The following is a 15,223-nucleotide window of genomic DNA, read 5'->3' as shown; positions in this document are numbered from 1 at the left end:
ACAGCGTACCACTTCCTGTATTGCGACCAGTAAATGATCCTCTGTGTGATCCAAGATTACTGTAACTACCGTTAGAGGAACCGGAAGTTCTCCACACACCGGATTGGCACGGTGATATTGCATTTCGAAGCAAGAATCTCTACCTTCCCCCCTTTTTTGTCTGGAGGGGATATGTTTCAGAAAATCAAAATTCGCAAAATGACAATCAGCCGGGCGCTGGACAAATACCTGAAGACAGTATCCATCCACAAAAAAGGTCATCTACAGGAGTTTTATCGCGTAAATGTGATTAAACGTCACCCTATTGCTGAACGCTATATGGATGACATTACCACTGTTGATATTGCCAATTATCGGGATCAACGGTTGGCGCAAATTAACCCCCGAACGGGGCGTCAAATAACCGGAAACACCGTCCGTCTTGAACTTGCCCTGTTGTCATCATTATTCAATATCGCCCGTGTGGAATGGGGAACATGCCGCATGAATCCTGTCGAACTGGTCAGAAAACCCAAAATCAGTAGCGGGCGCGATCGTCGCCTGACTTCAGGAGAAGAACGCCGACTTTCGCGGTATTTCAAAGAAAAAAACCAGGCTCTTTACGTCATTTTTCATCTGGCGCTGGAAACAGCAATGCGACAAGGTGAAATCTTGTCATTGCGTTGGGAACACGTCGATCTGCAACATGGGGTAGCTCATCTTCCAACAACCAAAAATGGTGCTCCACGCGATGTTCCGCTATCCAGGAAAGCCCGTAGTTACCTGCAAATGCTGCCAATACAGCTTAACGGTAATATTTTTTCTTATACATCTTCGGGATTCAAAAGTGCCTGGCGAACAGCACTTCAGGAACTGAAGATAGAAAACTTGCATTTTCATGACCTCCGTCATGAGGCTATCAGCCGATTTTTCGAACTTGGTACATTGAATGTCATTGAAGTTGCCGCGATTTCAGGCCATCGCTCCCTGAACATGTTGAAACGATACACACACCTTCGGGCTTATCAACTTGTCAGTAAACTCGATGCCCGACGCAAGCAAACCAGCAAAATCGCTCCCTATTTTGTTCCCTACCCGGCAACGGTCGAGAACAGAAACGGGCAAGTCGTTGTGACTCTGAGTGATTTCGACCTGGAAACAAGCGCAGCCACAAAAGAACAGGCCATATTTCATGCCAGCGTGTTGCTGCTACGAACACTGGCACAAGCCGCCCAGCGAGGAGAACGCGTCCCTACTCCTGGCGAACTTCCTACAAACATTGATGAACGGGTAATGATTTGTCCATTAACAAATTAGAGGATTCACTTATGATAGAACAACTACAGAGTGATTTTTTATTCTGGATATTTATTTACTTCCTGATAGTAGGTTTGCTTATCAGAAACATTCATCTTACCAGAAAAATTAAATCCATCGAAAAAAACAAAATGTTCCCAGCGGAGGAATATGCTGTCCTGGACATTGAACAGCATATGTCCAATAAATATATTGGGCGGCTAGTAACCCGTTTTATGAAGAGAACTAATGGTGCACCTTTGTTAATTGTGTTTCCAGAATACGATAAAGGAGACAACAATGAAGACAAAAATTCTCCACCATTCCAACTTGGAAAACTAACATCCAACATCAACAATATTAAAGAAATTTATTCCAATGATGACTTAAACTGTTTTCTGAATAATATTTCGGCACAAAAAAATTTATATACAACGCACTCTGGACCTAGCCAGGCATGGATTGAACATGCATATCCTTTGCAACAAGTAACTATTCTCTTACAAGGCACTCGTCATAGTGAAAGGGAAGATATAATCAGTCAACTTGAGATTATTCTTTCCAGACTAAAAAATGGAGAAAATACAGGTTTTGAGCATGACGATGATTTTGGATATTCATTTCAGTATGATGCCGCAGCAGTAGGAAAATCATCATTTTTCGATGAAGCGGCAGGAAGAAAATAAGAATAACGCTCTATCCATTGCACAGACAAATTAACGTTAATCTTTTATGAAAATCTTATTAACAATATTTATTTATCTGCTTACCGCTTTTCAGTCTGCAAATGCAGGTGGAATACCTTATACATTTAACCAGAAAATTCTTCAGGGGAAAGTTATTCGCGTTCTCGATGGCGACACCATAGAAATTAAAACACTACCCGCAAAAATTGTTGTGTATGAAGTTCCGATCCGAGTCCGATTGATAAACATCGATGCCCCTGAAAAGAAACAACCTTTTGGACGCTGGTCAACTAGTCAGCTTAAAACTCTGGTTGCAGGTAAACAGGTGACAGTCTCTTATTCACATAAAGACCGCTACGGACGCATTATCGGTCATGTGTTCACGACGAACGGCACGGATGCCAGCCGCTTTATGGTTCAGTCTGGCGCTGCATGGGTATATGAACGTTACAACGTGGATGAGTCATTACCGGCTCTGCAACGGGAAGCGCAGGAACAAAAACGTGGTTTGTGGGCCGATGCAAATCCGGTTCCACCGTGGGAATGGCGTATCAGAAATTAAGGGGGCAAGAAAATGCATTCTTCTTTTGGTTTGCCATGATTCTGTCTTTTTATCTTTGTGCAATATTAAAGGCTTCTTTTTAACAGGGGGCGGCATGTATGTAATTAATCAACAGACAAGGGACAATAATATTCTTACGTTGCATGATGTTTTTAAAATCTATCAAAATACAGGGGGGCTTCGTCTTGTAAAAACAGAGGAGAATGAAAAGTACATCTCCATTATCATTTGTGGCGTTTTTCGTATTAGAAAAAACAAAAAGAATAACAAAATCACTTTGTGGGGATACAAGCTAAGAGATAAGCACACTGGGGTATGGACCAGAAGAAATTCATTTCCTGGTAAGATTTTTTTATTCTGGTCTAAAAAATCTGCATACGACATGGACGACTGGTTAAAATATGCGATTAGCTACATCATCAAATCATTGATTGAGGCTGGATATTCAATTGAAGACAAACTCTATTTGTTACGCATTGGAGAGGAAGAGGAAAACAGTGAGAGTCGTTATATTTCCACACTATATCCATCCAATGTATATTACTCATATGAGTATGGAATACATGACATTGTTCATTGCCTTGGTAAAATAGCATCATTCAACTACCCCTATAATACACGATATATCAGCAGACATATTTTACTCGCAGAGATAAAAAACAAAATTTATCAGAGAGCATTAAAAATTATAGGGGTGGATAATGAATTTAATGCTTCAAAAGCATTGAGTAAAGCTATATGGATAATGGTAGATAAAAAGATATTTGCACAATATGCCAGAGCTTCACATTGTTCGATAGCTTACAATTCAATTCGTCAGGCATTATTTGAGGACTATCTGGATTTTTCAAAGCGAATCCATATTGTGAATGATATGGATTTTTTCGGATTGTGGCCTATGGTTGGTCGTCTAAGACAACAACATAAAAATGGTCAGTTTATACTATCTGGAAAGACAAAAGAGTTATATGAAAAAATCAGTTTTCCCTGCAAACTTAGTTATGGTGAGTTCAGAAGTTTACGACATGTTAGTTTGTCATTAGTATATGCTTTAAATGATAAACATGATAATGCATCATTCAGATTTACAGTCAGATTATTACGCCATCCACTTATCAAGAACTATCCTGTGAGAGCAATTTACTGGATTATCGATTATATTAGCATTCGAGCTTACTCAGAAAAAGAAAATGATATTTATCGTATATGCTCAAAATGGCTAGAATATCATCGTGATTTATTTAAAAACATTGGCTTTTATGACCGTAATACTGAATCCAGGCAAACATCACGCTGGGAAATGGAAACGAATCAGTTGTGTCATGCAATTGACTGGTTGTTAGCAGAAGAACGGTTAATTCATAAAAACCAGGAGTGGCCTTCTTTCTGGAGACTATCTGATGAATGGACGCGACAAGTGAAGAATAACGTTATTCCCGTAATCCCAAAATGGAAAGGAACTGGGATAAACTGGCAGAAAGTTGATAACGGTGTAAATGAATTAATTACATTTGATGCTCTGTGTCAGGAAGGTCAGGAGATGGAACATTGCGTTGCCAGTTATGCAGACTGGTGTGCATCTGGAGAATATATTGCAATTTCAGTCCTGATGGATAATGAAAGAGCCACTCTTGGACTTTCACGAAAAGAACATGATTTAACCTATCAGTTTGACCAGATGAGAGGTATTCGTAATCAGGCTGTTTCCAGAAACATGCTAATTAAAGGCAGGCATATTTTAAAAATAATCAACTCATCACTAAAAAGATAATGAGTCATCGCATCTCATTACAGCACCGATGACTGGGTGTTTATTCTTTCTGAATACAAAAACTGACTGAAAGATAAGGAAAGAAAGTTTTCTTACCTGTTTGTCTTACGCAATGGTGAACTGGTTCACCATGAGGTCAACAAATCAGAGCTTCTTTGAGAGGTTTAACATGCAATATGCATTGCTTGATGGATTTGAACGAAAGTTTTTGCTGGATGCTCTTGAATTCGGTGTTCTGAAGGACTGGAAAGAAAATCCGGTAAAAGAACTTCCTGATATTGATGAATCTGCTCACCCCTTCCATGTCTGTTATGGTGGATATTTATTAAATCCTGGTGTTTCAGATTCAGATATTAGCAGAAAAATAAAAGACCAGACAGGATTCTGGCTGGCAGCTATTGATGATACCCGCATGGATTGTCATTCAATAGCTTATTATGATATTCACACACTCCCTCTGATTTCGTGTGGTCATCAAAAGATAGTTCCTTTTGCCGCGTTAATAAAAGCTGATGAATGCATCATTTCAAAAATTTCTTCGTATTCTGGTTTTGCCGTAACAGCCTTTTTGAGAATTAAAGACCAGGATATTGCAACTAATATACTTAACCGTGAGGGGATTTTTGCTTTTAATGGCTGTGAACGCAGATTCAGACATCCAGTAAGTGAAGATAACTGGCAACAGGCAGTATCAGAAGAACGTGCTATCCGTTGTGCCAAAAGATTAATTCAATGTAAAGGATAACAAAATGAAACTTTTTATCGCAGAAAAACCCGCAGTAGCGAATGATATTGTTAAGGCGCTTGGTGGCAATTTTACCCGTCATGATGGCTGGTTTGAAAGTGATAATACTATTGTGACTAACTGTTTTGGTCATATTATCGAATCACAGCCCCCCGAAAACTATAATCCTGAATACAAAGAGTGGAAGATTGAAACACTCCCTTTGCGTCTTTATCCCGTAAAATACCAGCCAGTAGAAAGCGCCGCAAAACAAGTTAAAACGATTATTGAGCTTATCAGGCGTGCCGATGTGACCGAAATTATTCATGCTGGCGATCCAGATGACGAAGGACAGCTACTTGTCGATGAGGTCCTGGAATATGCAGGCAACACAAAACCCGTTAAGCGCGTTCTGATCAACGACAACACCCTTCCGGCAGTGAAAAAGGCACTGGCAAATCCCAAAAATAACCGTGACTTCAGAGGACTCTATCTCAAGGCTCTGGCGCGTTCTGTAGCCGACGCGATATACGGTTTATCCATGACGCGTGCTTATACGATCCCGGCACGGGCTAAAGGCTATAAAGGGACACTTTCGGTCGGGCGTGTTCAGACGCCTATTCTTGGCCTGATAGTAAATCGCACCCGTGCCAACAAGAATCATAAATCCAGTTTCTACTACACCATGACCGGGCATTTTCAACGCGGCGTTGATGTTATCAGGGCGAACTGGAAACCTGGTGAGTTCGCACCACTGACAGACCGTAAATTACTTGATAAGGCGTGGGCGAATGGAACAGCGGCTTCCCTTGCAGGAAAACCAGCGACAGTTGAAGCAGCAGCAACAGACGATAAAAAAACGGCTGCGCCATTGCCCTTTAACCTGGTCCGGCTTCAGCAGTACATGAACAAGAAGTTCAAAATGACGGCACAACAAACGCTGGATATCACACAGCAGCTACGTGAAAAATACAAAGCAATTACTTACAACCGTTCAGATTGCTCATATCTTTCTGATGAACAATTCAGCGAAGCACCACAGGTTCTCGATGCCCTGAAGTCAGTATTCGATCAGCCACTGGACGTTGATTCGACACGTAAAAGCAAGGCGTTTAACAGTGCGAAAGTGACTGCGCATACGGCGATAATCCCGACCGTTAACGTACCGGATGTAAACGCGCTGAGCAGTGACGAGCGCAATGTTTACCTGGCAATCGCACAACACTATCTTGTTCAGTTCATGCCTGAAAAAACATACCAGGAAGTATCCGTTGCCATTCAGTGTGGTGATGAGTCGTTTTATGCCCGTGCCAGGAAAACAACAGACAGCGGATTTGAAGCGTTTCTTGGTGAGGAAAATACCGGGGATGAGGAATCAGAAGCCGAAAATGATGATTCCGCTTTTGATCTGCTCTGTAAAATTCGCACAGGAGAAACAGTGACGACAAAAGAAGTGGTTGTGAATGAGAAGAAAACAACGCCACCGCCATTATTCACCGAAGCCACTTTACTTGCCGCGCTTGTTCGTGTCGCAGATTTTGTCACTGATCCAGTGATTAAAAAGTTACTGAAGGATAAAGATCGGGATAAAAAAGACGAACATGGCGGTATTGGTACGCCAGCTACGCGGGCTTCCATATTGGAAACACTGAAAAAACGGAACTATATCACCCTGGAAAAAGGAAAACTTATTCCGACTGATACCGGGTATGCGCTTATTGATGCTCTGCCGGATATAGCTGTTAATCCAGATATGACGGCATTATGGGCGGAAAAACAGACACTCATTGAAAACGGAGAAATGACCATCGAACAGTTCGTTGACGAACTGTACAATGATCTGATACCGATGATTAGTAATGCGAACAGTGCTGAAATAAAAGTTGCCCCCAGCGCGCCGTCTGGTCAGTCACAACGCCTGCCCTCTCCTTGTCCTTCCTGTGGTAAACAGATTGTTATCAGACCAAAAGGTTATTTCTGTACAGGATGTGAATTTAAGATATGGAAAGATTTCTGCGGCAAATCATTAACCGATAAACAAATTGAAACGTTAATAACAAAAGGAGTTACAAGTGAATTGAAAGGTTTCATTAGTCAAAAAACAAACAAAGAATTTTCAGCAAAAGTAAAACTGGTTGACAAAGCAACCGGGAAACTGGGATTTGAGTTTACACAAAAAAGTAAGAAATAAATCCAGCAGTAGAAATCAAACATCGTTGTAGCTACTATAGGACAAGGATGTTCTTCAGGAATTGTACAATGAAAACAAAACAAGACTGGCTCTTTCAGTTAAGACGTTGCTCAACACTCGACACACTTGAAAAGATTATTGAAAAAAACCAAAACAGCCTCCCTCCTTCTGAGCTTGAGTCGTTTAATGCCGCCGCCGATCACAGGCTTGCAGAACTCACAATGAATAAACTCTACGATAAAATCCCCCCATCCGTCTGGAAATATGTATATTAGTTCTCATCTATTAATATTAGATTTTTGATCGACACAAACATCAGCAATCCCTATACACCTTTCATAGAATGAATTGAACCCTGTATATAGCCTGTCTGAAATGGATATCTGGCAGGCTATCTTAATAGTGTTATAGGTGATGTGAATGTTTTTCCACATGATCACTCTTTTTCTGTTCTTATCACTATTGATACTCCTGATAAGGATATTCTCCGCCAGACTAATAATTCCGGCTGTGGGCGTGTTTCTGCCAGTATCATCACTCTGGATGGGATTTCATATGCTCACAGAAAATGAATCCTGGACAGTTTTGTTGGTTCTTATACTTATAGACTGGATTAAATCATGAAAGAATACGAAAAAGCGGCTTTAATATATTCCTTAAAGGAAAGCAATACATTAGTTCTTCGGATTATACTCATCTCTATTTTAGTTGTCGGGGTGATTTCAGGCGCGGTATACTTATATAACTTAGCGATCTCGTTGTTTGATTCAAACCCGACGTCTGTGCAATTCACCGTTTGCGGAGTAGGCTGTTTTATTGCTCTATTACTTCAATGGATATCTAATGTTGATGCAAATTACAGAGAAAGAATTGGGGAGCAACCAAGTACAATAAAAAACATTGTACAATATTTATTTGCAGCCATTATTATCATTAGTTTCATTACAATGGCATTAACAGCCTCATTAGTCTTAAAAGACTCGTCCAACATATGGCTCAACATTACTTTTATTGCATTATTACTGTCCATTTTTGTAGCTGTTATTTCTGTTTGGGGTTGATTTTTTTTCCTTGAATTGTTCACCCTTCTTAAAAAACACCCACGCAAGCCCTGCCGACATCGCCCACGCAAGCATCATCGACACCACCGTATGGCTCAAAAAATGATCGCCAATAATCATCTTATAGCAGCCCATCGCCCAGCCCAATGCCATCACCACGATGATGATCGCACCACGACGGCGGCGCAAACTTGGCGCAAACGCAAAGGCAAACAGCGCAAATCCGCTACTGGCATGCGCCGCAGGAAAGCACTTATCAGGAATGGTGTTACGCATACTATCAAGCATCGGCAAATACGGCAGCGTACCATCAAAAATCGTCAAATGCACAGGGCAGACCACATGAGTATATGCCTTCAATGACGCGACAACTGTCGGCACTAGGATCAAAGTCAGCACCAGATACGCAAGCTCACGCACGCGAAATTTTGTCACTGGGACAAGCCACTTGGCAGTGATAGCATTGCCCTTTTTCTCATGATAAGCACGGCAAATGGTCGCAACCAGCAAGTAGATCAGCATCGCCATCAGCAGCTTTTTTAGTCCAGAATACAGTAGCAAATCTGGCAAAAAAGCTTGCTTGGCAACCATCCAATGCCCCATACCCAGATAAAACCAATCAGCGACCATCAGATCAATCTGACTGTGCTCAAGGGTCAGCGTGGCAACGATCGCCATGACAAGAGCGATACTCATCTCAGCAAGTAGGCGTTTATTTGATAAATACGGCATAACAAACCCCACCCCACCGCCCATAATACGAATGGAGTGTGCGGTGGGTTTGGAAAAAATACAGGGAGAAATCAGCGGATGAATGCGGTGCGGTCTTTGACTTTGTCCGCGGTGACATCAAACAGCTTTAATAATGTCGGCGTGATCGCGTCATGGGTCAGGACGGTATCGGTTGCCATTGGCGTGATGCCAGTTTGCTTATCCGTCCAGAAAAATGCAGGCACACTGCGCTGTTCTTTTGGTGCAAAGGCATTTGGCATACCATGTAGATAGACACCGTTCTCACCCAGACTTTCGCCATGATCGCTGACATACAGCATTGAGACATCATAGGCATTGCTGTGCGTCTGCAGCCACTGGATACTTTGAGCGATGAAATCATCGGTGGCAAGCAAGGCATTGTCATAAGCATTGATCAAGGACTGATGTTCGCACTTGGCAAGCTCATTACCTTCACACACTGGCGTGAATTTGGCAAACTTTTCATCATATCGCTTAAAATACGCAGGCCCGTGATTGCCCATTTGGTGCAGCATGATCAGCATATCTTTGCCGTTATTGGCAGCGACAAAGTCATCTAAGCCAACGAGCATACCGACATCGCGGCATTCGTTATAAGGATTGGTGTTGCAGATGGCGTTGTTGGTCGCGGATTTATAATCGGCAAATTGCGCTTTTGGCAGCTTATCCATCACGCCTTTTGAGTCCGAATTATTATCACGCCACAAGATACTTACGCCCAAGCGATCCAGCGTATCCAGCACATTTTCTTGGTATTTGGCGGTATCGACATCATACTCATCCGCGCCCAGATAGCTGAACATACACGGCACAGAATACGCCGTCGATGTGCCGCACGATGTGACATTGCTAAAATTGGTCACGCCATCGATCTTGGCAAGCTGTGGGAAAGTATCGCGCTCATAGCCATTGAAGCTGACATGATCGGCGCGTGCCGTCTCACCGACGACGAACACCACTAGGCGTGGCTTACGCATATCAGGCTTGGTTGCTTGTACCGCGTCTTTGGCGTGATAAATGGTATCTTTTGGCGCACTGGCTTTTTTATACTCAATACTGGCAAGCTTACCCACCGAGTAGATTGGCATGATCGGATTGACATAGCTACGCAGCGGCTTATGCACGCGAAAGAAACTGGCATAATGACTGCTGAACGCCACCACAGGCAGTAAAATCAGCGCAAGACTTGCCACGATCAAGCCCAATCGGCGCATCAAACCCTTGCCCCAAGTCGGATAATCCACCTTAACAAAAGCCACAAGCAAACTTGGTAGCACACCCAAACCAATGATACGCATGATAAACGCTGCGTTTAATAGATCCTTGGTCTCGGCTTGGTCGGTCTGTAGGGCATTTTGGAGCATGGTCGTATCATAGACCGTGCCATAAGTGTCAGTAAAATAACTGGTCACCGCGCCCATGATTAATAGCAAAATCAACACAGGCTTTAGCACATAGCGATACGATGATAACAGCGTGGTGATCAGTAGCATCGCGCCAAAGAGCACGACAGCGATCGTCAGCACAAAGCCGAGATTGTCCGCGATGGGATAGGTTTGGCTGATTTTATCAAAAAAGGTAAGATTGGCGGTCGCGGTCAAGAAAACGGCAACACTCGCCACAAGAACAAACGGACTGACCGAGCGTCGGTACCACACAGAAGTATGCTGCATCATGAGAAACTAATCAAAAAATAAACGGTGGGATAATTGTGGCAATTATACTGCAATTTTTTAAGAAATCCAGTACAATTTATCTGATATAAAAAATTATGCGATACAGAAATATTTCAGAAATTTTATTAGGCAATCATTGCGCAATCCCATACTGAATATACACTTGAGAGTATTTATAATTTGTATCTTAAAAAGCCCGAAAACCGGGCTTTTTTCTTAATTAGTGCATGTCCTGTGAATTGTCACGCTGTTGCTGCAATTCCAGATGTTCTTCTCTGGCCTGGACAAATTGTTTTCCAAGAGCATCTTCTGCCATTTCACGAGTGAATCCGTGATTAAGCAAATCGGATTCGGCCTTCTCCCTTTCGAACTTCAGTCCTTCCCCTCTGAACTTGTCCTCAAAGCGATCAATTGCCTCAAGAATCTTGCCGTCTTCCGGCGTGCAATCCCGTCCCTGTGCTTTCTCAATTTCATGACGCTCCACGCGTTCAGCATTTTTCATTACAGCGTCAATCCCCTGAGAAATATGTTCAGACTCGACGCGATAAATGACAGTATCGCGCTTATTGAGATCATGTAGCTCGCATTCAACCCGGCCCCACTCAATAGCATCCTTGAGAGAGCTGAAATCTTTTATTTCAGCATTCAGGCCTTCATGTGTTGAGAAATAGACATAATCCTTCTGTTGTTCCAGTTTATTCACATTTTCAATAGCCCTTGTACTGAAATGGATACCTGTAATTACCGGAACACGAGCCGATGTTTGGTCCCCCGTTAAAACTTCAGAAGGTGTTTTTCCAGTGATCGCGGCAAATTGCTGCTCCGTAACATCCACTCTGGCAACTGCATCACCACGCTCTAAGCCATGCTTACCAGCGACCGCAAGGTGATAAAGACCACCTTCCCCCCTGGTAATTTCCGCCTCCACAACGATATCCCCATTGCAGGAACTGAACTGAGAACGGTCTTTAACCAGGAAGTTTTCAAGCCCGGAGATCATATGCTCGTTAGCTGAAATACTGGCGAGTATCTCTTCTGGTGATTCCTGGTACGTCTCCTGCACAGCAGCCTGCTCCTGTTGAGAAGAAAGCTGCTCATGAATCAAAGCCTGTGTTCTGTCAATACCTAACTCATTAACAATTTTGCAGAATTCTTTTGCGTCGTTTTCATTATCAAAACTGGCAACGTCAAAAATATCATCGCTGTCTCCAGGTACATGCCCCAGCACTTCCCAAATCTCATTTTCATCACTATCCAGAGATTTCAAATAGCCAAATTCACCATTTGTGCCTTTACTAAGCATCTGTGAATCCAGGGTGTTTGCCCTGGTAATAACACCAGGATCATATGAAGATGTGGCCTGTGCCTGCTCTGTAGCCTGTGCCTGCTCTGCGACCTGTGCCTGCTCTGTGGCCTGTGCCTGCTCTGTGGCCTGTGCCTGCTCTGTGGCCTGTGCCTGCTCTGTGGCCTGTGCCTGCTCTGTGGCCTGTGCCTGTTCGGTAGCCTGTTCCTGTTCGGTGGCCTGTTCCTGTTCGGTGGCCTGTTCCTGTTCGGTGGCCTGTTCCTGTTCGGTGGCCTGTTCCTGTTCGGTGGCCTGTTCCTTCAATGCATCACCTTTCTCTATTCTGGATTCGGACTCCTGGCTATTTTCCTGTGTTTCCACCTGCTCAAACTTATTACCCTGAAGTTCTGCTTTCAATTCCAGCATCATCTGTTGATACTGCTCCGGTCGTAAAATAATCTTCATGTCCTGCTCTGCGGCAACTTCAGCGCACATTTTTTTGAAATCTTCAGAGCCGGTAAGTTTGAGTACACCACCAAACTTTTCCCTGGAATACTCAAGCATTATTCCGATCTCTTCTTTTGAGGGATTTTTACCCGCAACGACAAAGTTCCCTTTGTCGGTAAAGACAGGCTTTTCCGATTCCTGATCGCGATAAACAATCCTGGAATCCTGCTTATCCATCACAAGATCTTTTAGTTTGGAGTTAACCTTTTTCGCCTCTTCTAAGCGGCGCTGGGAATCCACCGCTTTCTGAAGCGAAAGTTCGGGTTCGTCAGCAGAAATGGCGTTGATTTCATCGAAGTTGAGATAGCTTTTGAGACGTTCAAGGGCTTTCATTTCATCTTTATCCTTATGCCAGTCAGCATGATATTGACGAATTATGTGTCGCCCCTCTGTGTCGAGTTCAGAAAGACGCTCAAGTGTGGTTAGTTTTTTGTAAACAATCACACCCACGGCAATATCACGCTGTTCACGTGGTATTAACTTCAACTCGCGTCTCATCTCTCGCAGATCATTATACAGCTTGCCACGCTCAAACCTGATAGTATTTCGTAATGTTTTTTCCGATAAATTCAGTGAGTTAAGACGCTCACGGGCTTCATGATGCGTAAGGCGTCTGTAGGTTGGATAGCGCGTATATGGCGTGTTTTCTAACTGCTGTGAATAAACTTCAAGCAGAAAGGATTTCGCATCTTTCCAGGCAAGATTAATATGCTTTGTCAGAAAATCAGATGCGTTCATATTACGATTCCCCACAGAAAACCGGGGGGAGCCGTCCTTTGCTGTTCTGATTTTATGCTGCGCTGGAATAATATTAAAACGCTCGGCGGCAGAAGACAGAAACCTGACAGGATCAATATTTCTGCGAATTTCTGCCATCGTTGTAATTTCGTTTTTCTCTGCCGCCTCATTCAGAGTCTGAAACATCGTTTCACACAAAAAAGAAGAGCGTTCAAGACTTTTTATTCCTGACTCTGTGAATTGTCTATCATAATCCCGTCGCACATCCTGACCAGGATGTTCTCTTTGCGGTAATTGCTCTGCCAGATCACGCTGCGAAATATCTGACAATACACTGATAGAGTCGGGTCTTGTGAATCCATTGATTCCGTAAACCATACCGCGTTGGGGCATACGTGACAATCCGACTGTTGCTTCAGATTGACGGATTCTGGCAAACTTTTTAGGACACGACTTGTAACCTCCCGCTCGTCCTGACGTTTGCTGAGAATTTCTTTCGTTAAGTTTTTCTCTTGAGTCATATTCTTTTATCCTCTCTTTCAGAAATTCAATCTGCTCTGCTTCAGATAAACTTGTATAGTCATTACGAACGCTGGCGTTGAGAAAAACATGTTTAATCTCGTGACTGGTTTTGTTTACCCAGGTATTGAGACGTTTTTCTATTTGCTTAGGCGTAGGTTTTTGAAGAGTCAACTTTCCCTCTTCAATATAGTTTTTACGAAACAACGGGCTTTTCAGATTAGTGAACTTTTTATCTCCCGGTAACTTAACAGCAATATATTCACTGGCCTTTCCTTCATTTCTTATCCTAACCTCACCATATTCTGCAACAATCTGTTTGAATACAGCATAATCACTTACTTTTTCTTTTTCAATTCGATAATTCAATTCATTCTTAAATGCAGAATTATGCTCTACATCAAGATCTGCTTTTACTCTCTTTAAAATAACACTATAATCACTATTTTTTCTCGGAAAGTCCTTCGGGCTGGCAAGATTATATTTATTGTTAATATGCTCCTGTATTGCATCTAGCTGTTCGATAGTATGACCTTTCCCTATAAGGCCAACAGGATCAAGTTTATCTCCTGTAACTAGATTAACCTTTGGAATGACAATATGAATATGAGGCTTTCTTTCAATTAACTCTCCTGTACTATTATCCTGAATATGCCGGATTTTTGGCAAATGTGCTTCAGCATAGAAAGAATATTCTTCAGGATGATAAGCATTCATCAATAATTTTTTATAATCATCCACAACCGCCTTTAACATTTCATTTGATACGTGACTTTCATGAAAAGACAACGTAATGTGCAAATAACGGTCCTGTTTGTTGTCTTCAATAGAATTGATAATCTTATCTGTAGTCTGGAGATCACCATCAAGAACAACACGATGATCAAGTTCATCACGTGTGTACTGACGTTCTGCTTTGCGACCATTTATCAGGTAATCAACAATACCGTCATTACCACCACCATATCTGACAATCATTTGGCTATCTCCTGAAGGCGATCACGAATACCAATCAGCACATTTAAAATCTTTTTATAAAGCGCCTCTGATATAATACCCTTTAAATGATCTGAGTTTAAGCGGTGAGCTATCTGGTTAATATTATTCCCAGCCCAACTTAACTGAGAAAGACACCGTTTGTATTCCGGGATATGGCGTTTATCTGATGTGTAGTTTTTTATTTTACCAATAGTAAGCAGCCTGAAAAATTCAGACTTACTAATTTCAAGCTCTCTGATTGCTCTGTCAAATGGAGCATACTCTTCTTCTGTAAGTCTGAATGTCACATGAACACTTTTGTTGGCTTTTTTCTTCATAAGTCCTCAAGGTTCGTAGAACCGCACTAGAACGGCTGCGCCGTTCGGGGTTGCAAAGGGGCGTCCCCTTTGGCACAAGCATTGTAACATGCCCGGAACGGGCTTGTGTACAAAGCTTATCGTGCCTGTGTTTTAGAAGAACAAAAAAATGCCGTGCATACA

12 protein-coding genes are annotated in these 15,223 nt (G+C 42.4%); 8 read left to right on the top strand and 4 right to left on the bottom strand.

What is annotated here, in order from left to right; all coding sequences use genetic code 11:
* Nucleotides 1-171: 171 nt before the first annotated feature.
* From ACJHX7_RS22640 to ACJHX7_RS22605, 8 genes are all read left to right on the top strand, one after another.
* Nucleotides 172-1,296: a site-specific integrase gene (locus ACJHX7_RS22640; protein WP_000486719.1), complete on the top strand. Its 1,125-nt coding sequence runs from the start codon at nt 172-174 to the stop codon at nt 1,294-1,296.
* Between the two features lie 11 nt (nt 1,297-1,307).
* On the top strand, nt 1,308-1,961 hold the full coding sequence (locus tag ACJHX7_RS22635) for a hypothetical protein (protein WP_170855322.1): 654 nt from the start codon (nt 1,308-1,310) through the stop codon (nt 1,959-1,961).
* A gap of 46 nt (nt 1,962-2,007) precedes the next feature.
* On the top strand, nt 2,008-2,523 hold the full coding sequence (locus ACJHX7_RS22630; RefSeq protein WP_000698398.1) for a thermonuclease family protein: 516 nt from the start codon (nt 2,008-2,010) through the stop codon (nt 2,521-2,523).
* Nucleotides 2,524-2,617: 94 nt separating this feature from the next.
* Entirely contained in the window at nt 2,618-4,294 is a 1,677-nt protein-coding gene (locus ACJHX7_RS22625) for a PcfJ domain-containing protein (RefSeq protein ID WP_000289347.1), read from the top strand.
* A gap of 169 nt (nt 4,295-4,463) precedes the next feature.
* Nucleotides 4,464-5,039 carry a hypothetical protein gene (locus ACJHX7_RS22620; protein WP_001303470.1) on the top strand — a complete coding sequence of 192 codons (576 nt, stop codon included), beginning with the start codon at nt 4,464-4,466 and terminating at the stop codon, nt 5,037-5,039.
* 4 nt (nt 5,040-5,043) lie between these two features.
* Entirely contained in the window at nt 5,044-7,209 is a 2,166-nt protein-coding gene (locus tag ACJHX7_RS22615) for a type IA DNA topoisomerase (protein ID WP_034169408.1), read from the top strand.
* Nucleotides 7,210-7,277: 68 nt separating this feature from the next.
* On the top strand, nt 7,278-7,484 hold the full coding sequence (hha, locus tag ACJHX7_RS22610) for a hemolysin expression modulator Hha (protein WP_000850854.1): 207 nt from the start codon (nt 7,278-7,280) through the stop codon (nt 7,482-7,484).
* 345 nt (nt 7,485-7,829) lie between these two features.
* Nucleotides 7,830-8,270: a hypothetical protein gene (locus tag ACJHX7_RS22605; protein ID WP_000666084.1), complete on the top strand. Its 441-nt coding sequence runs from the start codon at nt 7,830-7,832 to the stop codon at nt 8,268-8,270.
* On the opposite strand, the gene ACJHX7_RS22600 is transcribed toward ACJHX7_RS22605, so the two are convergent.
* The 4 genes from ACJHX7_RS22600 to ACJHX7_RS22585 form a co-directional block, all read right to left on the bottom strand.
* Nucleotides 8,229-9,002 (bottom strand): PAP2 family protein, encoded by a 774-nt coding sequence (locus ACJHX7_RS22600; RefSeq protein ID WP_052234578.1) that lies wholly within the window; start codon nt 9,000-9,002, stop codon nt 8,229-8,231. The two genes, ACJHX7_RS22605 and ACJHX7_RS22600, sit on opposite strands and share 42 nt — an antisense overlap.
* Nucleotides 9,003-9,073: 71 nt before the next feature.
* Nucleotides 9,074-10,699 carry a phosphoethanolamine--lipid A transferase MCR-1.1 gene (locus tag ACJHX7_RS22595; RefSeq protein ID WP_049589868.1) on the bottom strand — a complete coding sequence of 542 codons (1,626 nt, stop codon included), beginning with the start codon at nt 10,697-10,699 and terminating at the stop codon, nt 9,074-9,076.
* 220 nt (nt 10,700-10,919) lie between these two features.
* A complete protein-coding gene (locus ACJHX7_RS22590) occupies nt 10,920-14,723 on the bottom strand; it encodes an LPD7 domain-containing protein (protein WP_410231700.1) in 3,804 nt (1,267 codons plus the stop codon).
* On the bottom strand, nt 14,720-15,061 hold the full coding sequence (locus ACJHX7_RS22585) for a plasmid mobilization protein (RefSeq protein WP_000725934.1): 342 nt from the start codon (nt 15,059-15,061) through the stop codon (nt 14,720-14,722). The genes ACJHX7_RS22590 and ACJHX7_RS22585 overlap by 4 nt, the downstream gene beginning before the upstream one ends.
* Nucleotides 15,062-15,223: the final 162 nt, after the last annotated feature.

The sequence above is a fragment of the Escherichia sp. WS1451 genome (assembly GCF_046487365.1).
Lineage (GTDB): Bacteria > Pseudomonadota > Gammaproteobacteria > Enterobacterales > Enterobacteriaceae > Escherichia > Escherichia coli.
Note: the sequence above shows the minus strand (reverse complement) of the source record. Positions and strands in the feature narration are given on the sequence as shown.